This is a genomic window from Sandaracinaceae bacterium, from assembly GCA_020633055.1.
In the GTDB taxonomy this organism is placed as follows: domain Bacteria; phylum Myxococcota_A; class Polyangia; order Polyangiales; family Houyiibacteriaceae; genus JADJJE01.
Genome location: JACKEJ010000004.1, coordinates 104,411 through 130,443 on the forward strand (window position 1 = coordinate 104,411; position 26,033 = coordinate 130,443).

Annotated in this window: 14 protein-coding genes; 6 read left to right on the forward strand and 8 right to left on the reverse strand. The window is 71.4% G+C overall.

From position 1 onward, the window contains the following. Positions 1 to 220 precede the first annotated feature (220 nt). Positions 221 to 2,962 (reverse strand): vanadium-dependent haloperoxidase, encoded by a 2,742-nt coding sequence (locus H6726_00415; protein MCB9656081.1) that lies wholly within the window; start codon positions 2,960 to 2,962, stop codon positions 221 to 223. Between the two features lie 160 nt (positions 2,963 to 3,122). Beyond that, a complete protein-coding gene (locus H6726_00420; protein ID MCB9656082.1) occupies positions 3,123 to 5,153 on the reverse strand; it encodes an NADPH-dependent 2,4-dienoyl-CoA reductase in 2,031 nt (676 codons plus the stop codon). 88 nt (positions 5,154 to 5,241) lie between these two features. On the opposite strand from H6726_00420, the gene H6726_00425 reads away from it, so the two are divergent. After that, positions 5,242 to 5,844: a TetR/AcrR family transcriptional regulator gene (locus tag H6726_00425; protein ID MCB9656083.1), complete on the forward strand. Its 603-nt coding sequence runs from the start codon at positions 5,242 to 5,244 to the stop codon at positions 5,842 to 5,844. A 22-nt stretch (positions 5,845 to 5,866) separates the two neighbouring features. Here H6726_00425 and H6726_00430 read toward each other — a convergent pair whose 3' ends face one another. Genes H6726_00430 through glgB form a run of 3 tightly spaced genes read right to left on the reverse strand, consistent with a single transcriptional unit; the run spans position 5,867 to position 12,585 of the window. Beyond that, positions 5,867 to 7,522 (reverse strand): putative metal-binding motif-containing protein, encoded by a 1,656-nt coding sequence (locus H6726_00430; GenBank protein MCB9656084.1) that lies wholly within the window; start codon positions 7,520 to 7,522, stop codon positions 5,867 to 5,869. Between the two features lie 48 nt (positions 7,523 to 7,570). Continuing rightward, positions 7,571 to 8,761: an ROK family protein gene (locus H6726_00435; GenBank protein MCB9656085.1), complete on the reverse strand. Its 1,191-nt coding sequence runs from the start codon at positions 8,759 to 8,761 to the stop codon at positions 7,571 to 7,573. Next, positions 8,758 to 12,585, reverse strand: a complete 3,828-nt coding sequence (gene glgB, locus H6726_00440) for a 1,4-alpha-glucan branching protein GlgB (GenBank protein ID MCB9656086.1) — start codon at positions 12,583 to 12,585, stop codon at positions 8,758 to 8,760. Before glgB ends, H6726_00435 begins: the two co-directional genes overlap by 4 nt. A gap of 74 nt (positions 12,586 to 12,659) precedes the next feature. Here glgB and glgX point away from each other — a divergent pair, with 74 nt between their 5' ends. Further along, positions 12,660 to 14,756: a glycogen debranching protein GlgX gene (glgX, locus tag H6726_00445; GenBank protein ID MCB9656087.1), complete on the forward strand. Its 2,097-nt coding sequence runs from the start codon at positions 12,660 to 12,662 to the stop codon at positions 14,754 to 14,756. Positions 14,757 to 15,378: 622 nt separating this feature from the next. On the opposite strand, the gene H6726_00450 is transcribed toward glgX, so the two are convergent. After that, complete coding sequence (locus H6726_00450; GenBank protein ID MCB9656088.1) at positions 15,379 to 15,912, reverse strand: hypothetical protein; 534 nt, start codon at positions 15,910 to 15,912, stop codon at positions 15,379 to 15,381. Positions 15,913 to 15,980: 68 nt separating this feature from the next. Then, positions 15,981 to 18,491, reverse strand: a complete 2,511-nt coding sequence (locus H6726_00455) for a glycogen/starch/alpha-glucan phosphorylase (protein MCB9656089.1) — start codon at positions 18,489 to 18,491, stop codon at positions 15,981 to 15,983. Between the two features lie 122 nt (positions 18,492 to 18,613). Here H6726_00455 and glgC point away from each other — a divergent pair, with 122 nt between their 5' ends. From glgC to H6726_00475, 4 genes are all read left to right on the forward strand, one after another. Then, on the forward strand, positions 18,614 to 19,876 hold the full coding sequence (gene glgC / locus H6726_00460; GenBank protein MCB9656090.1) for a glucose-1-phosphate adenylyltransferase: 1,263 nt from the start codon (positions 18,614 to 18,616) through the stop codon (positions 19,874 to 19,876). A 172-nt stretch (positions 19,877 to 20,048) separates the two neighbouring features. Beyond that, complete coding sequence (locus H6726_00465) at positions 20,049 to 21,629, forward strand: CehA/McbA family metallohydrolase (GenBank protein MCB9656091.1); 1,581 nt, start codon at positions 20,049 to 20,051, stop codon at positions 21,627 to 21,629. Between the two features lie 4 nt (positions 21,630 to 21,633). After that, a complete protein-coding gene (gene glgA / locus H6726_00470; protein MCB9656092.1) occupies positions 21,634 to 23,136 on the forward strand; it encodes a glycogen synthase GlgA in 1,503 nt (500 codons plus the stop codon). Continuing rightward, a complete protein-coding gene (locus tag H6726_00475; GenBank protein ID MCB9656093.1) occupies positions 23,133 to 25,235 on the forward strand; it encodes a molybdopterin-dependent oxidoreductase in 2,103 nt (700 codons plus the stop codon). The genes glgA and H6726_00475 overlap by 4 nt, the downstream gene beginning before the upstream one ends. Positions 25,236 to 25,311: 76 nt before the next feature. Here H6726_00475 and H6726_00480 read toward each other — a convergent pair whose 3' ends face one another. Next, complete coding sequence (locus H6726_00480; GenBank protein ID MCB9656094.1) at positions 25,312 to 25,929, reverse strand: TetR/AcrR family transcriptional regulator; 618 nt, start codon at positions 25,927 to 25,929, stop codon at positions 25,312 to 25,314. Between the last annotated feature and the right edge of the window lie 104 nt (positions 25,930 to 26,033).

Below are 26,033 nucleotides of genomic sequence, written 5' to 3' on the forward strand. Positions count from 1 at the left end.
GCAGGGTCGGACACGCGGTGGGCCGACCCCGAGTACGCCTAACAGGTCCGTGGACTCGACACCGGGGCCAGGGATGGGATGCGGCGACCATCGCTGGGCGACGACCACCTAGTCCGCCCCCGCAGTGGGGCGGACTTTCAGCGCGATTGCGGCTCCGAGGCACCAGGCTTCAGCCTGGTGCCTCCCATCATCGCCATCTGCATCGCACCACCCCGCTCCGTCAGGGGATGGTGCCCTCGAGGTACTGCTGCACCTTCGCGCTAGTAGTCATGCCCACCGCCGCGCCGTTGATCCGTCCCACGTAGTCGTCCGCGAAGATGTGGATGCCCCCGTAGAGGCGCGACTGGCCGGCCTGGTCCGCCGCGTCCGCGTAGCGCGCCCACTGCAGGTGCACGTCCACGCTGGGCCCGTCCTCGAACACCAAGTACTGGTTGGCGCGCGCCACGTACTCGTGGATGCCGTTGGGGAAGTACGGGCTGTTGGTGTAGGCCGTGAGCGCCTCGGCGGCGGCGCGGCTGAACGTGCTGTGCCCCGACACGTACCCCGGGAACGCGGGCGTGACGAACGTGCGCCGCTGATAGGGAATCCACTCGAGCGCGCGCATCCACCCCACGGGGGTGTAGCCGTTGGCCCGGTCACCCGGCTCGCCGCGCCACGCGCGCACGGCCAGCTCGCCCTGGTACCAGCGGAGGTGGTAGTGACGCTCCCCCGGCGCGGAGCTCTCGGGCGTGATGAGCTCGATCAGGTCGTCGATCAGCGGCAGGCCGCCTTCGTTGTAGCTGGGCAGGCTCATGTCGGTGCGCTGCCCGAGCTGCGCCATGTAGCGAATGAGCGTGATGGGGCGCGGCCCGAGGCTGTCGCGCTTCATGGCCCACGCCACGACCGCCGCGTCATGCGTGGCCGCGGTCACGGCGAGGTAGATGCCCACGTCCCACGCCAGCCGGTCCGCCGGGGCAGCCGCGCCGAAGGGCCGCAGGTCGGCCGGGGCCATGTCGTCACTGACCTCGTTGGCCAGCACCATCCAGTGTCCGGGCGGGGTCTCGGAGGACGGACCGTCCGCCCAGAACTCGGCCAGCACGCGCGCGAAGTCGCCGCGCGGCACCACGTTCGGCGCGTAGGTCCCGCCCGTGACCGGGTTGGTCGGATAGCCCGTGCCGTCGTCCGCGCCCAGGGAGTTGTTGCCCAGCGAGCCGGGTCCGATGTCGATCATGACGCCATCGTCGATGTCCAGCTGCGCGGTGCGCCGGATGACCTGCACCACCCAGTCCACCATGTCGGGGTGGTCGATGGTCGGGTACCCGCTCACGGGATCACCATAGCGCCCGGTCATCGCGTCGGGCTCCACAGCGAAGGGCTCCACATCGCGCCAGTGCGCGCCGATGTAGGGCTGCACGCTGGTCTCGAGGACAATGCCGTTCTGCGTCTCCGCAGTGGCCAAGTTGAGCTGCTGCCACACGTCGATGTTGGTCACGTTGGTGCCGAGGCGGTCGACGATCATCGGCGGGTTCTCGGGAGTCCAGCTCGTGGTGTCGGCGTAGTTGTTCGCCTCGTTCGCGCCGTCGTCCGCGAAGCGCGCGACGACCGCGTTGCCGATGCGGTTGCCGATGGCGATCGGCGTGTCGCCGACCGCGGTCTCGTCGTCCGGGTCGAGCCCGAGCACGTCCATGAAGCGCGCGTAGCAGTCCAGCGACATGGCGCCGCCCACCGCGGTCGTGTAGCGGTGCTGCAGCACGCGCAGGGCCGCGTACGAGATGGCCGTGTCCACGTCGGAGGGCATGGTGGCCGTGTGCGTCTCGTCGACCACCACGCCCACGGCGGTGGCGTCGAACGCGGCCCACGCGTCGTACATGGCGATGCTCACGTGCAGCAGGTTGCGCGCGTGCTTGGGCGGGTGCGGGATGTCGCGACGGATGGAGTTGAGCAGCTGCTCGCTCCAGCGGCGCGCGATGGTGCCGCTCGGGAACACGTCCACGGCCGCGGCGGGGCAGGTGGTGCTGGGCGGGGTCACGGGCTCGGGCGCCCACACCTCGGGCACCGTCGCCGAGGTGCGCACGACGCCCTGGTTCAGCGCCGGTGTGAGCACGCTGCCGCCCACCGCCCACACGGGGCCGTCCGTCGCGCCGAAGAGCGCGTGCACCGACTCGGGCGGCGTCGCACCGAAGCCGAGGTCCACGTCCTCCCAGCGACCCACACGGCGGCTGCGCGCGGCGTACCCGCCCTCGCCGGCCACCCACAGCGTTCCATCGGCCACGAAGGTGACGGCCTGCAGCAAGGGCGCGGTCGCGGGCGCGTCGTCCGTGAACCCGTCGAGCCCGCCGCGCAGCACCACGCCCTGGCTGCGCCCGCCGACGATGACCACCTCACGCGCGTTGCCCGTCACGGTGAAGAGGGACGCCGTGGTGCCTGAGGGGACCACCGAGAGCGCGTCGCCGTCCCAGTGCAGGACGGTGCCTTCGCTGCCGACCATCCATACGTCGTCGGCCGCGCGGCCCCACACCTTGAAGAGCGCGGGCAGCTCGCCGGTCGCCGTGCGCGGCACGTCGGCGGGCAGCGGCACCTCGGAGAACGTGGTGCCATTGAAGCGCCATACGAAGCCGTCGCGGCCCGCGAAGCCGCCCACGGCCCACACGTCGGTCGGGCTGGCGCCCCACACACCGAACACGGTGTTGCCGAAGAACGGGGGCGTGGGCAGCCGCTCGGCCACGCCGTCCACCACGCGCAGCACGCTGGCGCCGCCGCCCGAGAGGAACACGGGGCCGCCAGGGAACGCGTGCACCCACCAGAGGTCGTGGCGGATGCCGGTGTCCACGGTGGTCCACTCGCTGCCGTCGAAGCGCAGCGCCACGGGCGGGAGGCCCGGCGCGGGCTGGGCGCCGACGACCCACACGTCGTCCGTGGCGGTCGCGGCCACCGAGAGGAAGGCGGCGTTGTCGTGCGCGGCGGCGGCGTTGAAGGTCGGCACGGGATCGACCCCACCTCCGCCACCGCAGCCCGCCGAGGCCAGGACCCCGAGACACGCCAACGCAATTATCCCCCGCTGGGGCGACCAAGCTACACGTCCAATCATCGGGGCATGGTGCCAGGGGGTTCCGCCGCGTCAATGGTCCCGGCGCGGCAGACTCTCAAAGGCTCGCCGCCAGCTCCGCCCCTTGTGCGATCGCACGCTTCGCGTCCAGCTCGGCGGCCACGTCGGCCCCGCCGATGACGTGCACCCCGCCGCGCTTCGGCTTGCCACGCTTCCCCGCCGCCTCGGGCACCAGGTCACGCACGGAGACCTGCCCCGCGCACAGGATGATGTGGTCCACCTCGAGCAGCTCGGCCTTGCCCTCACGCCGGATGTGCAGCCCCTGATCGTCGATGCGCTCGTAGGTCACCCCGTCCAGCATGCGGACCCCGCCGCGCTGGAGCGCCAGCTTGTGCACCCAGCCCGTGGTCCGGCCGGGGCCCGTGCCCATCTTCTTCGCGCCCTCACTGCGCTGCAGCATCGTGATGGTGCGCCGCGGCCGCTCGACGTGCGGCTCGCGCAAGCCCCCGGCCGAGGTGCCGCTCGGGTCCACGCCCCACTCGGCACACCAGGCCTCGAGGCTCATGTCCGGGTCCTGCAGGAGGTACTCGCACACGTCCACGCCGATGCCGCCCGAGCCGATGACGGCCACGCGCTGCCCGACGGGCTTCTTGTCGCGCAGTACGTCCGTGTAGCGCAGCACCTTCGGGTGCTCGATGCCCGGGATGCTGGGCACGCGCGGCACCACGCCCGTCGCGACGATGACGTCGTCGTAGCCGGCGAGCTCGCCCTGGCTCACGCGCGTGCCGAGGCGCAGCGTGACGCCGGTGCGCGCGACCTCGTTCTCGAAGTAGCGCAGGGTCTCGCGGAACTCTTCCTTGCCGGGTACGGCCGCAGCCATGCGGAACTGCCCACCGATGGCGTCGGCCGCCTCGAAGAGCGTGACCTGGTGTCCGCGCTCGGCCGCGACGGTGGCCGCCGAGAGCCCCGCCATGCCCGCGCCCACGACAGCGACGCGGCGCGGTGAAGTGACGCGCGTGTACTTCAGCTCGGTCTCGCGCGCGGCGCGTGGGTTGACCATGCACGTGGCCCGCTTGAGCGAGAACGTGTGGTCCAGGCAGGCCTGGTTGCACGCGATGCACGTGTTGATGGCCTCGGGGCGACCGGCCGCGGCCTTGTGCACGAAGTCCGGGTCGGCCAGCAACGGGCGCGCCATGGACACCAGGTCGGCGTCCCCGGCGGCGAGGATGGACTCGGCCACGTCCGGCGTGTTGATGCGGTTGGACGCGATGACCGGCACCGGCACAGCGCGCTTGAGCCGCGCGGTGACCTCGCGGAAGGCCGCGCGCGGCACGGAGGTGACGATGGTGGGCACGCGCGCCTCGTGCCAGCCGATGCCCGTGTTGAGCAGCGTGATGCCCGCCTCCGCGAGGGCGAGCGCCATGGTCTCGACCTCTTCGTAGGTGTTGCCGCCCTCGACCAGGTCCAGGATGGAGAGGCGATACATGACGATGAAGTCGGGCCCCACCTCGCGCCGCACGGCGCGCACGATCTCCACCGGGAAGCGCATGCGGCCGTGGATGTCGCCGCCCCAGCGGTCCGTGCGCTCGTTCACGCGCCGGCACGCGAACTGGTTCAGCAGGTAGCCCTCGCTGCCCATGATCTCGACCCCGTCGTAGCCCGCGCGGCGCGCGATGGCGGCGCTGCGCGCGAAGTCGTCGATGGTGGAGAGGATCTGCGCCTCGCTCATGGCGCGCGGCTTGAACGGGTTGATGGGCGACTTCTTGGCGCTGGCCGAGACCGACCAGGGGTGGTGCGCGTAGCGCCCCGTGTGGATGAGCTGGAGTGCGATCTTGCCGCCGTGCTCGTGCACCGCGCGTGTCACTTGCTGGTGCGGCAGCACGTCGCCCGGGCTGTTGACCACGCCGGAGCCCGGGTAGAACCACGCGCGCCGGTTGACGCTGAGGCCGCCCGTGACCATCAGGCCCACGCCGCCCTTGGCGCGCTCCGCGAAGTAGGCCGCGAGCTTGGGGTAGTTCCAGAAGCGGTCCTCGAGGCCGGTGTGCATGGAGCCCATGACGACGCGGTTGCGCAGCGTGGTGAAGCCCAGCGGGAGCGGCGAGAGCAGGTGCGGGAAAGGCTGTTCCATGATGGTTCTCCTGTGCCCAGGCGCTCGGCCCGGAATCTGTACACCGTTCAGATGACATCAAGTCTGAACGCTGTCAAGATTCCCCGCGATGCCGCGCAAGGTCCCCCGCCCCTACCACCACGGCGATCTCCGCCCCACGCTGCTGCGCGAGGCACAGGCCATGGTGCGCGAGGTGGGCCTCGAGGGGCTCTCGCTGCGGCAGCTCGGTCTGCGCGCGGGGGTCAGCGCGTCGGCCCTGTACCACCACTTCGACAACAAGAACGCGCTGCTGTGCGCGCTGGCCGAGGAGGGCTTCGCCACGCTCGACCAGGTGCTCCAGGAAGCCGCGAGCGACGTGTCCGGCAACCTGCGCGAGCAGACCCTGCGCTTCGTGCGGGCCTACGTGGGCTACGCCGCCGCGCACCCCGAGATCTACGACCTCATGTTCGGGCGCGCGCTGTGGAAGGCGGGCGAGCCCACCGAGAGCCTGCGCACCTTCGCGTTCTCCACGTTCCGCCGCTACGTGGACTACGTCAGCGCCACCGACCCACGCGTGGGCGGCGGGAAGGCGGGGCTGCGGCACGCGCAGGCGCGCTGGGCGACGGTCCACGGGCTGTGCCGGCTGGTGATCGACGGCGTGTACACGGACGGCGCGGACCTTTTGGGGATGACGGCGGCGGCGGCGGACCTGCTGGTGGGCCGCAGCGACTGAGCGGGCAGACGGCCGCCGACGCTCAGCGGCATAGAAGCGTGTCGAACATGCTGCCCTGCACCGTGCAGCCCGTCGTCCCGAGGCACCGGCAGCTGTAGAACACCACCTCCATGCCGCAGTTGGCGGGCTTCGCGTCGAAGGGGCGCGGGCCGAGGTCCTCGGCGCAGGTGGTGGTGCACATGGCCCCCGGGTTCACGCAACCGGTCCCGGCAGGCACCGGCTCGGTCACGCCGTTGCAGTCGAAGTCCGCGATGCGCTCGGACGGGGCGCAGCCCGGCATGGACTCTGGGCAGAAGGTGTAGTCGTAGTAGGCGGTCTGCCCGGGGTGCACATCCTCCGCCCCGTCGTGGCAGTCGTCCTTGGGCAGCGGACCGCCGGAGCACCCGGCGAACCCCATCCGCGTGTGGCCGTCGTCGTCCGCGTCCTCGGCCACCACCACGCCGCCGCCGCTCGAGCAGTTGTTGTCGCGCCGGTCGCACAGCTCGGGGGCGCCTGGGTAGAAGTCCTCCCCGTCGCCCACGAGGTCGTTGCAGTCGATCATGCCCCCCACGGGCTGCTGGTCGGTGTAGCCGGGCGGGCACGCGGCGCAGGTCTCGATCTCCGGCGCCCCGGCCAGAGCGAAGCCGTCGTGATCGCTGTCGAGCCAGCAGGTGCGGCCGCCGAGGCCCTCGTCCACCATGCCGTTGCAGTTGTCGTCGCTGCCATTGCAGACCTCCATCGAGGGAGTCACCGAGCACGTCCCCCACACGCCCGTGAGCGCGTTGCAGGTCTCGATGCCGCCGGCGCACACGCCGAGCGCCGGGCAGCCGCGCGTCTCCGAGCCGGTACACGAGCACTCCGTCTGGACCACGCCGTCGCAGTTCTCGTCCACACAACCGGTCCCGTCGGGCATGCAGCCGGGGTCGCAGATCTCCGAGCGCAGGGGGCCCACGTCGGCCGTGCTGTCGTCGCAGTCGAGCGCGTTCTCGACGGAGTCGGGCGGAGGCGTGCAGGCCGTGATGGGCGTGGCGTTCATGTCGCCCGCCAGGTCGTGGTCCAGGTCGGGATAGAACGTGCGCAGCACCTCCTCGTCGATGAGCTCGTCGCAGTCGTTGTCGCGACCGTCGCAGCTCTCGGCCTCGTCCGGGTGCACGGAGGGGTTCAGGTCGTTGCAGTCGGTGCCGCAGACGTCCCCGTTGCAGCAGGCCACGTCTGGGTAGTTGTCCATGTCCTGGTCGCGGAAGCCGAACGTGCGGGGGTCGCAGTCCTCGTCGTGGTTGGCCACGTCGCACACCTCGACGTTGGACGGGAAGCGGTTGGGGTCGGCGTCGTCGCAGTCGTCACCGCCGCACGCGACGTCGCGGTGTCCGTCGAAGTCGGCGTCCACGCACGTGCTCTGGCAGATGCCGCTGGCCTCGACGCACGTCCCGCCCGTGCAGGGTGGCTCTCCGGCTTCGCACCCCATGGCGCCGCACACCTCGACCCCGTTGCAGAACACACCGTCGTCGCAGTCGGACGCCATCTGACACGGCCGCCCAGCGTCGTCGGAGGGCGTGGGACTGGTCTGGCCGGCACAGCCGAAGACGCACGCGCTCGCCAGCAGCGCGACGAGTGCGCTCGCGGCGCCCTGCGCAGCAGCGGGGGATGAAGTGTGCGCACGAGAGCGCGGGTGAGCCGGAGAGCGGCGCAGCGAGGCCATGCGCGACGCTACATCGCGAGCAGCGCGTGGACAATCGGGGCCGGAGAATTAGGTCGAGCCGTGGCCCGCCACGCTGCGCGCCACTTCCAGGGCTCCGCGCAGGCCGGTGTCGGGGGCGAGCGCGACGGCGAGCCAGAGGGGCTCGAGGGCTGGGCGCAGGCGACCCTTGTCGAGGAAAGCGGGCAGGAAGTGCTCGCGCAGCGCGGGCACCAGCGCGGCCGTCACGCCCCCGGTGATGTACACGCCACCCGTGGGCAGGAGCGCGAGCGCGGCGTCGCCCGTGTGCGCCCCATAGAGCGAGGCAAAGCGCTGCACGGCCAGCACGCAGGCCGGGTCTCCGTCGCGCGCAGCAGCCCGCGTGCCGATGGCTCGGGCTCCTTCGCGCGCTACCGCCGCGTGCACCGAGTCGCTGGTGACCGCGTGGCCCGACTCGACGAGGTAAGTGTAGAGGTCCACCAGGCCCGGTCCAGAGAGCACACGCTCGACGCTCACGCGTCCATGGCGCGCGCGCAGCCAAACCAGCAGGCCGTCCTCGAGCCCGTCGCGCGGCGCGAAGCTCTTGTGCCCGCCCTCGGAGGCGAAGACGCGCAGCGGGTGCGCGGAGCTGCTCGGGTGTGTTGCGGTGGCCCCGTCAGCGACGGATCTCGGCGCGGACACACCTGCGGGAACCAACCAGGCGTGCCCCAGCCCCGTGCCCGCGCCGATCACCAGGCACGCACCGCTCGGGTCTCGTCGCCCGGCTTGCAACACCTCGAGCTCGTCGTCGCGCAGAACCTGCGTGCCGCGCGCCATGGCCTCGAAGTCGTTGATCACGCGAACGTGCGCTGCGCCGGTCGCCCGACTCAGTGTGTCCTCGCGGATGACCCACGGCAGGTTCGTGATGCGGCACTCGCCGTCGCGTACCGGGCCGGCGCAGGCCAACGCCACCGCGGCGGGCGCCCCGCACCCGCTGTGCGCCAAGAACAACGCCACCGCGTCCTCCAGCGTGCCCTGCGCCGCCAGGCGCGGGCTCTCGAGATCCACGTGCGCCACGCGCGCGCCCGCGCCGTCGAAGAGCGCCAGGCGTGTGTGCGTCCCGCCGATGTCTCCGGCCAGCAACGTTCTACCCTCGGGCGACGCGCCGACCGTGCCCCAACCATCGCGCGCGCCCGCGCTGGCGCCCGGTGCGGCGCCCCCAGCCTCGTCGTTCCCCGCGCCCGTCACGCCACCCGCGCCCCCGTCGTGCCCCGCGCCCGTCATGCTGGGGACCTCAGGTAGAGCGCACCCAGCGGCGGCAGACGCAGCGCGAGCGAGTGCGGGCGCTCCTGCGCGCCCTGGGAGTCGCTGTGCACCGCCCCTTCGTTGCCCACCCCGGATCCGGCGAACACGTCGGCGTCGGTGTTCAGCAGCTCGCGCCACAGCCCGGGCTGACGCACGCCCACGCGGTACCCCTCGCGCGGCACGGGCGTGAAGTTGAACACGCACAGCACACGCGCGCCGTCGCGGGCCACGCGCTCGAAGGCCAGCACGCTCCACTCGGGGTTGCGCGTCTCCACCCACTCGAAGCCCTCGGGCACGAAGTCCAGCTCGTGCAGCGCCGGCTCCGCGCGGTACAGCGCGTTGAGCGCCCCCAGCAGCTCGAACACCCCACGATGCGTCGCGTACCCGAGAAGCCCCAGGTCGAGCGCGCCGTCGTGCGCCCACTCGGTGTAGGGCGCCAGCTCCGCGCCCTGGAACAGCAGCTTGTGCCCCGGCTGCGCGAACATGAACGCGTACAGCAGGCGCAGGTTCGCGAACTGCTGCCACGTGTCGCCGGGCATCTTGGCCAGCAGCGAGCCCTTCCCGTGCACCACCTCGTCGTGCGAGAGGGGCAGCACGAAGTTCTCGCTGCACGCGTACATGGAGCGGAACGTCAGCTGCTCTTGGTGGAAGCGGCGGTGCACCGGGTCGCGCCCGAAGTAGCGCAGCACGTCGTTCATCCAGCCGAGGTCCCACTTGAAGCCGAAGCCGAGGCCCCCGACCCACACGGGGCGCGAGACCATCGGCCACGAGGTGGACTCCTCGGCCGTGGTCTGCGCGTCCGGGAAGCGCTTGTAGACGGCCTCGTTCAGCCGCCGCAGGAAGGCGATGGCCTCGAGGTTCTCGCGCCCGCCGTGCTCGTTGGGCAGCCACTCGCCCGCGCGCCGCGAGTAGTCGAGGTAGAGCATGGACGCGACGCCATCCACGCGCAGTCCGTCGGCGTGGAACTGCTCCAGCCAGAAGACCGCGCTGGACACCAAGAACGCCTGCACCTCGCGCCGGCCGTAGTTGAAGATCAGGCTCTTCCAGTCGGGGTGCACGCCACGCCGCGGGTCCTCGTGTTCGTACAGGCAGGTTCCGTCGAAGCGCGCGAGCGCGAACGCGTCGGACGGGAAGTGGCCCGGCACCCAGTCGAGGATCACGCCGATGCCCGCGCGGTGCAGCGCGTCGATCAGCCCCATCAGCTCTTCGGGCGCGCCGTAGCGCGCGGAGGCCGCGAAGAAGCCCGTCACCTGGTAGCCCCACGAGGGATAGAAGGGGTGCTCCATGACGGGCAGCAGCTCCACGTGCGTGAAGCCGAGGCGCGTGACGTGCTCCACCAGGCGCGGGGCCAGCTCGGTGTAGCTCAGCCAGCTCCCGTCGGGGCGGCGCGCGAACGAGCCCAGGTGCAGCTCGTAGATGGACACCGGCTGGCCCACGCGCTGGCGCTCACCGCGCGCGCGCATCCACGCGTCGTCGCCCCACGCGAACCCGTGCGCGTGCACGATCGAAGCCGTCTGCGGAGGTGCCTCCGAGCGCCGCGCGAAGGGGTCCGCCTTGTCGAGGTGCGCGCCGCTCTCCGTGACGATGCGGTACTTGTAGAGGTCCCCCGCCTGCGCACCCGGGACGAAGCCGGACCACACGCCCGAGCTCTGCAGCGGGAAGAGCGGCTGGTGCTCGGGGTTCCAGCCGTTGAAGCTGGAGATCACGGCGACGGAACGCGCGTTGGGCGCCCAGACGGCGAAGTACACGCCGGACTCTCCCTCGTGCTCGCCGGGGTGCGCACCGAGGAAGTCGAACAGGCGCTCGTGGGTGCCCTCGTTGAACAGGTAGAGGTCCTGCTCGCTGGCGCGCGCGGCGGGGCGCGAGCGGCCTACCACGGCGTCGGGACGCCGCCCCACGGGAGCACCTGCACGGGCGAGCGCGCGCACCCCCGCGAGCACGCGCGCATCCTGCTCGAGCGTGGGCAGGTCGAGGGCAAAGCGCGCGCGCCAATTGGGCGCCTCGGGCCCCGTGCCCGGGACGTTCTGCGGGCGCGTCTCGAACCACAGGTCTTCGAGCGTCACCAGCACGCGCCGCGCGGCCGAGGCCCCCAGCCCGCGCAGCTGCGCGCGGAGCGCGGCGTCGAGCCCGCTGTGGCTGCCTCCGCTGGCCAGGTAGTGCGCCGCAAAGGGCGGCATGTCGTGGGTGTTCAGGCTGGCCACGCAGTTCTCGGGCAGGGACCCGCTGCGCGCCGTGCCCGCCTCGTACTGCGCCACGTGCAGCCGCCCGATGCCGTGCCGGGCCATGGCCGCGCGCACCTCGTCGGGCACCGTGCCGAGATCCTCGCCCACGACGTAGGTGCGGTGCCGGTGCGACTCGATGGTGAGCACGGCGTACAGCTCCTCGGCGGGCTGCCGCACGTAGACGCCCTCGCGCGCGCCGAGACCGTGCGGGACGCAGTAGCTTCGGTGGAGCCCCATCACGTGGTCCACGCGCAGCACCTCGGCGTGCTGCATCAGGCGCCCCACGGAGGCACGGAAATAGGCGTGCGCCGTGTGACGCGAGCGCTGCGGGTGAAGCGGCGCGAAGCCCCAGTCCTGGCCGCCGTCGAAGAGCGTGTCGGGGGGCGCGCCCTGAGAGCAGCCCGTCAGCAAGGCGTCAGCGAAGCGGTACGCGTCGTAGCCAAGCGGGTGCGCGCCGAGCGGCATGTCGAGGTACAGACCGACCCCGTCGCCACGCGCGCGCTCGGCCAGCTGGTCGAGCTGCTCGTGCAGACGCCACTGCACGTACAGCTCGTGCCGCACGCGGGGGTCGTCTGCGGGCAGCCAGTCGGCCTCGTCCACGCGCTGCGCGAACGAGCGTCCTGGGGCCTCGTGTGTTGCGACGAAGCGGGCATAGTCCACCTCGCCCGGGTGCTCCGCGGCCCAGGTGGAGAGCGCCTCGCGCGTGGGCTCGTGCTGCTCGGCCACCGCGTGCAGGCGCTCCGTCAGCGCGCGCTTGCGCTGCGCTACCCGCGCGTAGTCCACCTGCTGGGGGTCATCCTCCGCCGCCTCACGCTGCGCATCCGCGAGCACCTCGCGTAACTCGGCCGGCGCGAGCGGCACCTCCGGCAACGCGTCCACGGCCAGGAACACCGCGGAGAGGTGCAGCCTGCTGATGGGCGCGTAGGGGCTGGGGTCGAAGGGCTCGCGCAAGAATGTGGCGGTCAGCGGCAGCGTCGCGACCGTGGCCCCACCCTGCCGGCCCACCCAGGCCGCGAGCCGAGACAGATCCTCCACGTCGCCGATGCCCAGGCTGCGCTGGGAGCGCAGCGCGTACGTCGGCGCGAACACCCCCCAGGTGCGCTCCTCGCGCCCCTGCCACACCTCGCGCGGCGCGGCGAAGAGGGCGCCGTGGTGCACGTCGGGCCCGTCGTGCAGGGCGACGGCGTGGTAGCCGAAGGGCAGCGTGTGGGGGAGCAGCCAGCGCCGCGCGCCTCCCGGCGCGTCCGGGTCCACGGGTGGCAACGAGCTGACGCGCCGCGTCTCCTCGAACCCCTCGCCGCTCTCCAGCGTGACGTGCAGGGTGAGGGCGCGGTCCTCCGCCAACGCGTCGGCGTCGAGCGCGACGTGCAGCACACCCACGCCGTCCCAGAAGACGGTCACGGGTGGGATCACAGGAGCCCCATCCCCCGCAGGCCGACCCGGAGCAGCGCCCTCGAGCGCGGTCACGACCGCGTGAAGCGCGTCCTCAGACGCTTCGTGCAACGTGCCGTCGATGTCGTAGTAGCTCGTCTCGACGCCGAGCACGCTCGCTCTCTCACGTAGGGCCTTGATGTCTGACATGCGTCCTCGGCGGGGCGCGGCGAGCCTTGCGACCGCGCGGGGTGCACTGTAGCCTCCCGCACAGGCGGTTCGACATGATTGTGAGGCCTGGAGTCCCCTATCCGCTCGGCGCGTGCTTCGACGGCTCGGGGACCAACTTCGCGGTCTTCTCGGAGGTGGCGAGCACCATCGAGCTGTGCCTCTTCGACGAGGCGGGCGCGGAGCAGCGCGTCCCGCTGACGCAACGCAGCGGCCCCGTGTTCCACGGCTATCTCGAAGGGGTCGCGCCAGGGCAGCGCTACGGCTTCCGCGCGCACGCACCGTACGACCCCACGCGCGGGCTGCGCGGGGACCCCAGCAAGCTCCTGCTGGACCCGTACGCCCGGGCCATCGAGGGCCGCGTCCAGTGGAGCGAGAGCGTCTTCTCCCAACCGCTGAGCGTGGGGCGCACCAGCGGGGACAGCGCGCCCTTCGTCCCCCGCTCGCTGGTGGTGGACCCGTCGTTCGACTGGGGCGACGACCGTCCCCCGCGCACCCGCTGGGACGACACGGTCCTGTACGAAGCCCACGTGCGCGGCCTGACCAAGCTGCATCCGGACGTGCCGGAGGCCCTGCGCGGCACCTACGCCGGGCTCGCGCACCCCGCCATGCTGGCGCACTACGCGGCGCTGGGCGTGACCGCCATCGAGCTACTGCCGGTGCACCACTTCGTGCACGACCACCGGCTGGTGCAGCTCGGGCTGCGCAACTACTGGGGCTACAACACGGTGGGCTACTTCGCGCCCCACGGCGAGTACAGCAGCGCCGGCGACGGGGGCGCGCAGGTGCACGAGTTCAAGGCCATGGTGCGCAACCTGCACGCGGCGGGCATCGAGGTCATCCTCGACGTGGTCTACAACCACACGGGGGAGAGCGACGACCTGGGCCCCACCTTGTGCTTTCGCGGCCTCGACAACGCGGCCTACTACCGTCTGGCCGCGACCCCCGAGCGCTACGCGGACTACACGGGCTGCGGCAACAGCCTGAACACGCGGCACTCCTACGCGCTGCAGCTGGTGATGGACTCGCTGCGCTACTGGGTGGAGGAGATGCACGTGGACGGCTTCCGCTTCGACCTCGCGTCCACACTGGCCCGCGGACAGCACGAGGTGGAGCCACACGCGGCGTTCTTCGCGCTGGTCCAGCAGGACCCGGTGCTGCGCCACGTGAAGCTCATCGCGGAGCCGTGGGACGTGGGCGAGGGCGGGTACCAAGTGGGCAACTTCCCCGCCATCTGGTCCGAGTGGAACGGCCCCTACCGCGACGCGGTGCGCGACTTCTGGCGCGGGGCCGAGCAGACGCTTGGGGAGTTCGCCTTCCGCTTCACGGGCAGCAGCGACCTCTACGCGCGGAGCGGCCGACGCCCGAGCGCCAGCATCAACTTCGTCACGTGCCATGACGGCTTCACGCTGCGCGACCTGGTGAGCTACCAAGAGAAGCACAACCTCGCGAACCGGGAGCACAACCGCGACGGCGAGTCCCACAACCGCTCGTGGCACTGCGGCGTGGAGGGGGAGACCGACGACCCGCAGGTGCTCGCGCTGCGCGCGCAGCAAGTGCGCAACCTGCTGACCACGTTGCTGCTCTCCCAGGGTGTGCCGATGCTGCTGGCGGGCGACGAGCTGGGGCGGACGCAGCTGGGCAACAACAACGCCTACTGTCAGGACAACGAGGTCTCGTGGGTGAGCTGGGCGGCCCCCGACGAGGGGCTATCGGCCTTCTGCCGCGACCTGCTGCGCCTACGTCGGCAGCACCCCGTGTTCCGCCGCGGCGACTGGTTCGAGGGCGCCAAGGAGCACGAAGCGCACCTCTCCGACATCGGCTGGTTCAAGCTCGACGGTGAGCCGATGAGCGACCACGACTGGCACGTGCCCTTCGCGCGCTCGCTGGGCGTGTTCCTCAACGGCGAGGCCCTCCCTACGGCGGAGCCCTACGCCGACCCGGCACGCGACGACAGCTTCTACCTGTTCTTCAACGCAGGCGACGCGCCCGTCAACTACGTCATCCCGGCGGAGCTGGGCGAGGTGCCGTGGCAGCTGCGCATTGACACGGAGCGGGGCTTCGTCGAGGGTTCGACGACGACCGTCGGTGTACCGCTGACCATCGCCGCCCACACGCTGCATGTGCACCAGCGGCCCGTGGCGAAGCCGTAGGACTCGGAGGGGGTCTCGAGAGAGCTCCGGGCCTGCCGCCGGGCACCTCGGCGTTCGTGAGGCCATCGCAAGTAGGGCTAGCATCTCGGTGATGCTGGGGGGCACCAGGCTGAAGCCAGGTGCCCCGAGGCTGCAGCGTGGCCTGCAAGTCCGCCCCACTGCGGGGGCGGACTGCCTAGCCGTGAGCCATGGAAGGCCAGAGACATGGTGGCGCAGCCTCGACTGTGCCGGAAGGAACGTGGACTCGACCGTGGGGCCACGGTTGCGACACGGCGACCATCGCCTGGGTCCTGCCAACCCATCGAGCTCCCACTCCGCCTAGAGCGCAGATCAGGATCGCCGCAAGATGCTGGCGCCGGACGAAGGTTCGCAGGCAAGGCGCGACGACGAGTCGATGCGTGCATCGGCGAGGAGGAGCAACGCCGCCTGCGGGCCTTCGGACAAGCCAGGGCTTGCGCCGAACCTGCATCGCGCTCTAGATCGGAGGCCAACGACCACGTAGTCCGCCCCCGCAGTGGGGCGGACTTTCGACGCGGACTGCAGCTCCGAGGCACCTGGCTTCAGCCTGGTGCCTCCCATCATCACCATCCGCCTCGCCCCTCGCCATGACAGGCCAAGCCCACTACCGCAGCGCGGCCGGGATGGACGAGCGCGAGCGACGGTGCGCCGACGCGATCAGCGCCTCGAACGCGGCGCCCAAGACCGGGGCGTCCTCCAGCGGCCTGCCGGCCCGCTCGAGCACCCAGGGGAGCGAGGCGGCGGGAGAGTCGAACACGGCGCGTGGGTGCAGCGGCGTGCTCACCAGCTCGATGGTGTGCAGCACCGCGCGCGCCATGCGGGCCCACATGGGGTGACCGCTCACGATGATGCACTCCCCTCGCAAGCGGGACGTGGCCTCGCGCCCGATCTTGGCCGCGTAGGCCCGCGCGTCCGAGCGAGGCATGGGCGCGCCCGCCCTCAGCACCCCCAACGTGACGGTGCCCGCGGGGTATTCCTCCAGCAGCGCCATGTTGGCGCCGTGCACCGCGGCCAGCGCGCGCACCGAGACCCGCTCGGGGAAGTACGACAGCAGAATGTTGTGCCACGCGCTCACGGCGTGTTCGTCCGAGACGCTGAACAGCCGGTGGTTGGTAGGGTCGTCGAAGGGCGCGAGCACGCCCTCGTTGTAAGCCCTGCGAAGCGCCGCTGTCGAATGGACGCCACCGAATTGCCGGTGACAGCCTGTCAGCCAGGGTCCGCGCCCAGGCGCACGTGCACGGGCGACACCCCCCAGATCTCGTTGGCGTAGCGTCGGATGGTCTCGTCGCTGGAGAAGCCTCCCATGCGCGCGATGTTCGCGAGGCACATGGCCTGCCAGCGCGACGTGTCGCGGTACACCTGTGTCACCTCGTCGTGGCAGCGCAGGTAGTCGTCGAAGTCGGCGCACACCATGTACTCGTCGTGGTGGCGGAGGTCCCCAACGATGTCCAGGTAGCGCTCGGGGTCCTCGGGCGAGAAGCAGCCCCCCTCCAGCAGCCCGATGGCCGCCGCCAGCGCGGGGCTACGATCGATGAAGTGCTGAGGCGCGTAGCCGGCGGCGCGGCGACGCTCCACCGCGTCCGTGTCCATGCCGAAGAGGAAGAAGTTCTCGGCGCCCACCGCGTCGCGGATCTCGATGTTGGCGCCGTCGAGCGTGCCCACCGTCAGGGCCCCGTTCATCGCCAGCTTCATGTTGCCCGTGCCTGAAGCTTCGGTGCCCGCCAGCGAGATCTGCAGCGACACGTCGGAGGCCGGGATGATGTGCTCGGCCAGCGTGACCGAGTAGTTGGGCGCGAACACCACGCGCAGGCGGTCCCGCGTGACCGGGTCCTCGTTCACGATGGAGGCGATGTCGTGGATGAGGTGGATCAGGTGCTTGGCGCGCAGGTACCCGGGGGCGGCCTTGCCTGCGACGAGGAAGGTGCGCGCAGGATGATCGCCGTCGGGGTCCGCCTTGAGGCGCTGATACAGCGCGATGATGTGGAGGGCGTTCAGCAGCTGACGCTTGTACTCGTGGATGCGCTTGATCTGCGCCACCAGCATGGCCTCGGGGTCGAAGGTCAGCCCCACCGTGCGCTCCAGGTACTCCGCCAGGGCGCGCTTGTGGCCCAGCTTGATGGCGGCCAGCTCCGCGAGCAGCCCCTCCCGGTCGGGCAGGCCCTCGAGCTCGCGCAGGCGGTGCAGGTCGGCGGACCACGCTGGGCCGACCCGCTCGTCGAAGAGGGCACACAGGGCTGGGTTGGGCACCATCAGCCAGCGCCGGGGGGACACGCCGTTGGTCTTGTTGTTGAAGCGCTCGGGCCACAGCCGCGCGAAATCGGGCAGCAAGCGCGTGCGCACCAGCTCCGAGTGCAGCGCCGCGACGCCGTTCACGCTGTGGCTCCCGACGACGGCCAGGTGGGCCATGCGCACCTGCCGCTCCGGGTGCTCTTCGATGAGCGACATGCGCGCACGCAGCGCCCCGTCCGTGGGGTCGTGCAGGTGCACACGCCGCAGCATGCGCTGGTTGATCTCGTAGATGATCTCGAGGTGCCGGGGCAGCAGCCGCTCGAACATCGCCACGGGCCACTTCTCGAGCGCCTCCGGCATGAGCGTGTGGTTGGTGTAGGCGAACGTGCGCTCGGTGATGTCCCACGCCACGTCCCAGTCCAGGTGCTCGCGGTCGATCAAGAGGCGCATCAGCTCCGCGATGGCGATCGACGGGTGCGTGTCGTTCAGCTGGATGGCGGCCTTGTCCGGCAGGCCGCGCAGGTCGCTGTGGACCTCCTTGTAGCGCCGCAGGATGTCGTGGATGGCGCAGGCGCAGAAGAAGTACTGCTGCTTGAGGCGCAGCTCGCGCCCCTCGGGTGAGCGGTCGGCCGGGTAGAGCACGCGGCTGATGGCCTCGGACAGGGCCTTCTCCTCGACGGCCCGCCGGAAGTCACCCGCGTTGAAGACCTCGAGGTTGAACTCGTTCGAGGCGCGCGCCGACCACAAGCGAAGCGTGTTCACCGTGTCGTTGCCGTAGCCCGCGATGGGCAGGTCGTAGGGCACCCCCACCACGGTCTGCGTGTCCACCCAGCGGCGCTGGTCGCGCCCCTCGTCGTCACGATGATGCTCCACGCGCCCGTAGAAGTTCACGGCCAGCGCCAGCTCGTGACGGGGCACCTCCCACGGGTTCCCCTCGCGCAGCCAGGAGTCGGCGCGCTCCACCTGCCGTCCGCCCACGATGCGCTGCTCGAAGATGCCGTACTCGTAGCGGATGCCGTAGCCGAAGCCGGGCAGCTCGAGCGCCGCCAGCGAGTCCAGGAAGCAGGCCGCGAGCCGCCCCAGACCCCCGTTGCCGAGCCCGGGGTCGGGCTCCTCCTCGAGGATGTCGGCCAGCGACACACCAACGTCACTCAGCATGCGCTCGGCCGTGTCGTATAGCCCCAGGTTGAGCAGGTTCTGGGCCATCGCGCGGCCCAGCAGGAACTCCGCCGAGAGGTAGTAGGCGCGCTTCGCGTCCTGGGCGCGGTAAGTGTGCCGGGTAGCCAGCCAGCGGTGCAGCAGGCGGTCGCGCATGGCGTGCGCCATCGCCATGTAGAGGTCGTGGTCGGTGGCCGAGGCACGGTCCTTGGCGCAGGTGTAGTAGAGGTGGTCCAGCACCGCCCGCTGCAGGGCGTCGGGCTCCATCCCGGTGCGCGAGGTTTCGGCGGCGTCGAGGGGAGCGACGGAGGAGCGCAGACGAGGCGTCATGGCGGGACTCTCCAAAGGGTGGCGAAGGACGGTCGAAGGGGACTATATCTGCGCCGAGACCAAAGTCCCCCCGAAACCCCCGAGCCGCCCCCTCGGACCCACGCCGCAGAAGGACCCGCTGGATGACACAGAACGCAGAACACCGCCGCCTCGCGTCACGTTCGGTCGCGCTCGTGCTCGCGGGGGGCCGCGGCTCGCGCCTGAAGCAGCTCACGGACCGGCGCGCCAAGCCCGCGGTGCACTTCGGAGGCAAGTACCGCATCGTCGACTTCGCGCTGTCCAACTGCCTCAACTCGGGGCTGCGCCGCATCTACGTCCTGACGCAGTACAAGTCGCACAGCCTCTTGCGACACATCCAGCGCGGGTGGTCTTTCTTGCGGGCAGACGTGAACGAGTTCGTCGACCTGCTGCCCGCGCAGCAGCGCGTGGACGAGTCCATGTGGTACCGCGGCACGGCCGACGCCGTGTGGCAGAACCTCGACATCCTGCGCGCGGAGGGCCCGGAGTACGTGGTCATCCTCGCGGGCGACCACATCTACAAGATGGACTACGCGGCCATGCTGGAGGAGCACGTGGCGCGCGGCGCCGACTGCTCGGTGGCCTGTGTGGAGGTGCCGCGGGACCAGGCGCGCGAGTTCGGCGTGATGGACACGGACGCGAGCGGCCGCATCATCAGCTTCCTCGAGAAGCCCGCCGAGCCACCGTGCGTGCCAGGCAAGCCCGAGGTGTCCCTGGCCAGCATGGGCATCTACGTTTGCAACGCCGAGTTCCTGTACGACTCGCTGGTGCGCGACGCCAAGGACGAGGGCTCCACGCACGACTTCGGGCGCGACTTCATCCCCTCGTTCGTGAGCAGCGCGAAGCTGTACGCGCACGACTTCTCGAAGAGCTGCCAGCGCAGCGGCAACGAGCACGGCAACTACTGGCGCGACGTGGGGACGCTCGACGCGTACTGGGAGGCCAGCCTGGACCTCACCAGCGTCACCCCCGAGCTGGACCTCTACGACCCCAACTGGCGCATCTTCACGCACAGCTCGCAGCTGGCGCCCGCCAAGTTCGTGTTCGACGACGCCGGCCGGCGCGGGACGGCCATGGACAGCGTCGTGTCCGAGGGGGTCATCGTGTCGGGCGCGGAGGTGCGGCGGTCGCTGCTGTCCACGCAGGCGCGCGTCAACTCGTACGCGTCGCTGCAGCAGGCCGTCATCCTGCCCGAGGTCAACATCGGCCGGCACGCGCGCCTGAACAAGGTCATCGTCGACCGGGGCGTGAACATCCCCGAGGGCCTGGTGGTGGGCGAGGACCCGGTGTTGGACGCGCAGCGCTTCGAACGCACGCCAGGCGGGGTGTGCCTGATCAGCGCGGAGATGATCGCCGCGCTGGGCTGAGCCGCGCGGCCAGGCCAGGCGCGGCGAGGCGAGGCGAGCTCGAGTCGGGACGGGGCGCAGCTCGTGCGAGCCCGGCGCGGCCGAGTCCTCGGAGCCAGGGTCATCCGAGCCGCGAGCCCAGGTCATCAGACCGTCGCTCGACGGGCGTGGAGCGCGCATGCACGATGGGGGCGTGCACACGACTCGCCTGCTCTCCCCCGTCGCGCTCGGGCTGCTGCTCGCGCTCCCCCAGACCGCCCGCGCGGAGACCGTCTTGGACCTGGACGGGACGGCCCCCGACGGCGACGAGACGCACTTCTTCGTGACCTTCGAGGTGCCCGCGGACATCGCCGAGATCGAGGTGCGCCACAGCTCGGTGGCGAGCGACAACATCCTCGACTTCGGCCTCGAGGACCCGAACGGCTTCCGTGGCTGGGGCGGGGGCAACACCGAGCCCGCCGTGGTGGGGCTCGACCGCGCGTCGCGCAGCTACGTGCCGGGGCCCATCCCGGCGGGCACCTGGCGCGTGGTGGTGGGCAAGGCGCAGGTGAACGTGCTGCCCGCGCAGTACACCCTGCAGGTCATCCTGCGCACCGCGGCGGAGACCACGCTCGCCGCGCAGCCCGAGCGCGCTCCCTATGAAGACCCGGGCGCCCTCGCGGTGGGCCGGCGCTTCTACGCGGGGGACTTCCACGTGCACTCGCGCGAGAGCGGCGACGCGCACCCCACCCTCGACGAGATCGCCACCGTGGCGCGCGCGAACGGGCTCGATTTCGTGGTCATCACCGACCACAACACACACACGGCCCTCGACTTCCTGAACGACGCGCAGGCGCGACACCCGGACCTGCTGTTCATCCCGGGCGTGGAGTTCACCACCTACGCCGGGCACGCCAACGCCATCGGCGCGACCACCTGGGTCAACCACCGCGTCGGCGTGGACACCACCATCGACGACGCGGCCGCGGCCTACCGAGCCCAGGGCGCGCTGTTCTCCATCAACCACCCCGCGCTCAGCCTGGGCGACCTGTGCATCGGCTGCGCCTGGAACCACGATCTGCCGGACGAGGCCATCGACGGTATCGAGATCATGACCGGCGCGACCACCGTCGCCCAGATGGCGTTCCTTCGGCCCAGCGTCGCGCTGTGGGATGGGCTGTGCGCCCGCGGACGCCACGTGGCCGCGCTGGGGGGCAGTGACGACCACCGCGCCGGCGAGGGGACCGGCACGCTCGATTCACCGATCGGGTCCCCCACGACCATGGTGGAGGCGGACGAGCTCTCCGTGGCCGCGATCCTCGAGGGCATCCGGCAGAGACGCACCGTGGTGCGCATCACGGGCATGGCGGCCCCGATGGTCGAGCTCGGCGCGCGGGAAGGGCTGGTGGGTGACACCGTCACGGCGCGGCGCGCGCACCTCGAGGTGCGCGTCACGGGAGGCCAGGGCCGCACGCTCCAGCTGCTGAAGAACGGCGAGCCGCAAGGCGACGCCGTGGCGGTCGACGCCGACCCCTTCACGTTGTCGCTCGAGGTGCTGGCGCCTGCGGAAGGCGAGGACCGCTACCGCGCCGAGGTGGTGGAGTCCCGCCGGCAGGTCACGCTCACCAGCCACGTGTACGTGCGCGCCCCCGTCGGCGGAGGGGGCTGCAGCGTGGGTATGAACCAGAGCGAGCCAGCCCACGGCGCGCTGCGCTGGGCGGCGCTCGCGCTCGCTGCGGCCTTGGCGCTCCGCGTTCGCCGTCGCCGCACCGGAGCTCGAGGCCCGCACACGTAGGGGCCTGCTGGCCTCTAGGCGGCGCCCGCGCTATCCGCCTCATGCCGTGCGCGTCCTCCACGTCCTCTCGGAGCTCTATCCCCTGGTCAAGACGGGCGGCCTCGCCGACGTCGGCGGCGCGCTGACGCTGGCCCTGCTCGACCGAGGCGTCGCGGTCCACGTGCTGCTGCCGGGCTATCCGGCGGTGATGCGCGCCCTGGGCGCGAGCCGCGTGCTGTTCGAGGACCAGAACTTCTTCGGGGGTGGCCCCGCCCGCATCTTGTGCGGCGAGCTGGTCCCGCCGCACCTGCCCGCGTACGTGCTGGACTGTCCGGGGCTCTACCTGCGTGACGGGGGGCCCTACGCCGATCCGCAGGGGCGCGACTGGCCCGACAACCACCGACGCTTCGCGGCCCTGTCGTGGGCCGGGCGCATGCTGGCCGAGGGGCTCGACCGCGGCGACCGACCCGACGTGGTGCACACCCACGACTGGCAGACGGGGCTGGTGCCGGCCTACCTGCACTTCTCGGACGTTCGCGGGCCGCGTCCCCGCACGGTGCACACCATCCACAACCTCGCGTACAGCGGCAGCTTCGACGCCTCGCTGCTGCCCGAGCTGGCGCTGCCGAGCGAGGCCTACACGCTCGAAGGGGTGGAGTTCTACGGGCGTGTGTCGGTGATGAAGGCAGGCCTCGTGTACGCCGACCGCATCACGACGGTGAGTCGCACCTACGCGCAGGAGATCCAAGCGAGCGAGCACGGGTGTGGCTTCGAGGGCCTGCTCCGCGTACGCGCCGAGGTCCTCCAAGGCATCGTGAACGGCATCGACGAGCGCGAGTGGGACCCCGCCCGCGACCCGCACCTGCCGGCGAACTACGCGCGGGTCGACATGAGCGGCAAGGCCGCGTGCAAGGCCGCGCTCCAGCGGCGCATGGGGCTCACGGTGGACCCGGACGCGCCGCTGCTCGGCGTGGTCAGCCGCCTGGCCTGGCTGAAGGGCCTCGACCTGCTGCCGGAGGCCGTGCTGCCCGCGCTTGCACAAGGCGCCCAGCTGCTCGTGCTGGGCACGGGCGACCCCGAGCTCGAGGCCGCGTTCCGCGCGCTCGCCGCCGCCCACCCCGGACGCGTCGCGGTGCGCATCGGCTTCGACGAGTCGCTGGCGCACCTGATCGAGGCGGGTAGCGACGCGCTGTTGGTGCCTTCGCGGGTGGAGCCCTGCGGGCTGACGCAGCTGTACGCGCTGCGCTACGGGACGGTCCCGGTGGTGCGTCGTACGGGAGGCCTGGCGGACACGGTGACCGACGCGACACCTGCCGCGCTGGCGGACGGTACGGCCACGGGCGTGGTGTTCGACGAGGCGAGCGTGCCGGCCCTCACGCAGGCTCTCGCGCGCACCCTCGCGCTCTACGCCGACGCCGAGGCGTTCCAAGCGCTGCGCGAGAACGGGATGCAGCGCGCGCTGGGCTGGGACACCGTCGCGGTCGAGTACGAGGCGCTGTACCAGGCCCTCCTTCGGAGCCCGTCATGACCACCCCCATCCCGACCTTCTGCCGTGTCTGCGAACCCTCGTGCGGTCTGCGCGCCGAGGTCGTGGACGGACGCGTGGAGCGCCTCCTGCCGGACGCCTCGCACCCCGTCTCCGCGGGCTTCGCGTGCCAGAAGGGCATGAACTACGTCGGGATCCACCGCGACCCCGACCGCCTGGACACGCCACTGCGACGCGCGCCCGATGGGTCCTTCGAGGCGACCACGTGGGACGCGGCCATTGCCGACATCGCGGGCACCCTCGCGCGCATCCGCGACGAGCACGGCAGCGACGCCATCGCGGGCTACATCGGCAACCCGACGGCTTTCAACGCGCTCGCCTCGCAGGCCATCACGGAGTTCTTCGGGGGGCTCGGGACCCGCAGCGTGTTCAGCTCGGGCACGCAGGACTGCTCCAACAAGTTCGCGGGGGCCGAGGCCGTCTTCGGCACCAGCACCCTGCACCCGCTGCCGGACATCGCGCGCACCGACTGCCTGCTCGTCTTCGGAGAGAACCCGCGCGTCTCGCACATGAGCTTCATCTCCATCGCGGACCCCATGGCCAAGCTCCGCGCGGCCTGCGAGCGCGGCGCGCGCGTGGTGTACATCAACCCGCGGCACATCGAGTCGGCCAGCCCGACCTCGGGCGAGGTGCTGCAGATCCTCCCGGACACCGACCTCTACCTGATGGCCGCGCTGCTGCACGAGATCGACGCGCAGGGCGGGTTCCGTGAGGGCGTCATCGCGGCGCACGGCAAGCACATCGAGGGCCTGCGCGCGTTCATCGCGCCCTACTCCGCTGCCGCCGTGGCCGACGTCGTGGGCGTGCCCGCCGAGACCATCCGCGAGCTGGCACACGCCTTCAGCTCGGCCGAACGCGCCGCGGTGCACATGTCCACCGGGGTGAACATGGGGCGGCAGGGCACGCTCTGTTACTGGCTGCTGCAGATGCTCAGCTTCGTCACGGGCAACCTCGACGCGCCAGGCGGCAACTTCTACGGCGAGGGCTTCTACCCGGCCGCGAAGGCTGGACGCGTGCAGCAGGAGCAGCCGTTCTTCGACTCGCCGTTCGGAGAGCTGCGCCACGTGCGCGGCGCCCTGCCCGGCAACTTGTTCCCCGACATGGTGCTGGACGCGGAGCGCCCGCTGCGCGCGCTGATCGTCCTGGCCGGGAACCCCGTGCTCAGCGCGGGTGGTGAGCCGCGTTGGCGTGAAGCCCTGTCTCAGCTGGAGCTGCTGGTGGTGATCGACCTGGTGCGCAACGCGACCGGCGAGCACGCGCACTACCTGCTGCCGTCCACCGACATGCTGGAGCGCGCGGACATCAACATCTGCGGCCTGGGCATGCAGTACGAGCCCTACGTGCAGTACACACCCGCCGTGGTACCCCCTGCGGGTGAGCGCCGTGAGGAGTGGTGGATCCTCGCGCGCCTCCAGCACGCCATGGGGATGCCATCCCTGCTCGACGCCGAGCCGCCCGCGCCGTTCGCGCGCCTCGACCGCATGCTCGCGCGCAGCGGGCTCTCCATCGCCGAGCTCGCCGCGCGGCCCGACGGAGTGGCCGTGCTGCCGCCCCCAGCGCAGGGGCGCTTCTACACGGAGCTCGTGCAGACCCCCGACCGGCGCGTCGACTGCTGCCCACCGCTCTTCGCCGAGGCCCTCTCGCAGGCGCGCGCGATCTTCGACGAGCTGCGGGCGGCGCCACCTCGCTTTCGTCTCATCAACTTGCGCACGCCGTTCATGCAGAACAGCTGGTACCACAACATCCCGAAGCTCAAGCGCGGCCGGCACGCGCACAACCCGCTGCACTTGAGCCCCGAAGACATGGCGGCGCTGGGGCTCGCCGAAGGAGACCCCGTGCATGTAGAGAGCGCCCACGGTCGGCTGCTGGCTTCGGCGCACGGGGACCGCAGCCTGCGGCCCGGCGTAGTGGCCATGACGCACGGCTGGGGCAACGCCGGGAGCACTGGACTACGCGTGGCGCGCGCGCACCCCGGGGTGAACGTCAACGCGCTCTTGCCGACGGGGCCGGGCAGCTACGAGAAGCTGAGCAACCAGGCGTTCATGACGGGCGTGCCCGTGTCGGTTTCGGCAGCGAACTGAACGTTCGGCGCGGGCGCAACCATGCGTGGAAGGCCCGCGGTGACGACTGGCGCCCTGACGTACGGCGGGGTCGAGATCAGGCGGGCGGCGCGTCCCAGAGCACCATCGGGACCAGGTGCCGGCGCGCGAAGGCGCGGGCCTCCTCGTCATCCTCGACGGGCAGCGACGTGCGCGGCGTGAGCAGCATGGACAGCGACATGCGCGCGAAGATCTCCGCGACCGGGTCCAGGTTGACGTCGGGCAGGCCCATCTCGGCGCGCCCCTCGCGCAGCTTGTTGGCAACGTAGGTGCGCGCGAACGCCAGGCCCAAGCTGGCCTTGACGGTGAGCAGCGGCAGGATGGTCTCGGGCTCGGTGCGCAGCAGCGCCAGCAGCAGCGGGTGCGAGCGCACCTCCTGCATGGCGGCCACGAAGGACTCCGCCATGCGGTCCTCTACCTTGGCCGGCTGCGACGTGCGCTCGTCCACGCGGGCCACCGCGCGCTGCGTCTCACGCAGCAGCAGCGTCTGCACCAGGCGGTCCTTGTTCTCGAAGCGCCGGTAGATGGTCACGCGCCCCACGCCCGCGCGCTTGGCGATGTCGTCCATCGAGCTACGACGGATGCCGAGCAGGCGAAACTGCTCGTACGCGGCGTCCAAGATCTTCTCGGCCAGTGGGTCGGGGCCGTCCTCGGGGGTGCTCCCGCCGAACAGCATCGCCAAGGGGGCCAGCGGGGCTGGGGTCATGCTCCTGCCTCGATACCACGCGCGGCCCTGCTGTCAAAACTCGTGACGCGCAGGAGCGTGGCGTAGAGCGTGGG

Excerpts from the sequence above, each read along its gene's own strand:
- glgB (MCB9656086.1), bottom strand. The coding sequence starts at position 12,585 with ATGTCAGACATCAAGGCCCTACGTGAGAGAGCGAGCGTGCTCGGCGTC.
- H6726_00430 (MCB9656084.1), bottom strand. The coding sequence starts at position 7,522 with ATGGCCTCGCTGCGCCGCTCTCCGGCTCACCCGCGCTCTCGTGCGCAC.
- H6726_00425 (MCB9656083.1), top strand. The coding sequence starts at position 5,242 with ATGCCGCGCAAGGTCCCCCGCCCCTACCACCACGGCGATCTCCGCCCC.
- glgX (MCB9656087.1), top strand. The coding sequence starts at position 12,660 with ATGATTGTGAGGCCTGGAGTCCCCTATCCGCTCGGCGCGTGCTTCGAC.
- H6726_00455 (MCB9656089.1), bottom strand. The coding sequence starts at position 18,491 with ATGACGCCTCGTCTGCGCTCCTCCGTCGCTCCCCTCGACGCCGCCGAA.
- H6726_00475 (MCB9656093.1), top strand. The coding sequence starts at position 23,133 with ATGACCACCCCCATCCCGACCTTCTGCCGTGTCTGCGAACCCTCGTGC.
- glgC (MCB9656090.1), top strand. The coding sequence starts at position 18,614 with ATGACACAGAACGCAGAACACCGCCGCCTCGCGTCACGTTCGGTCGCG.
- H6726_00480 (MCB9656094.1), bottom strand. The coding sequence starts at position 25,929 with ATGCTGTTCGGCGGGAGCACCCCCGAGGACGGCCCCGACCCACTGGCC.
- H6726_00435 (MCB9656085.1), bottom strand. The coding sequence starts at position 8,761 with ATGACGGGCGCGGGGCACGACGGGGGCGCGGGTGGCGTGACGGGCGCG.
- H6726_00420 (MCB9656082.1), bottom strand. The coding sequence starts at position 5,153 with ATGGAACAGCCTTTCCCGCACCTGCTCTCGCCGCTCCCGCTGGGCTTC.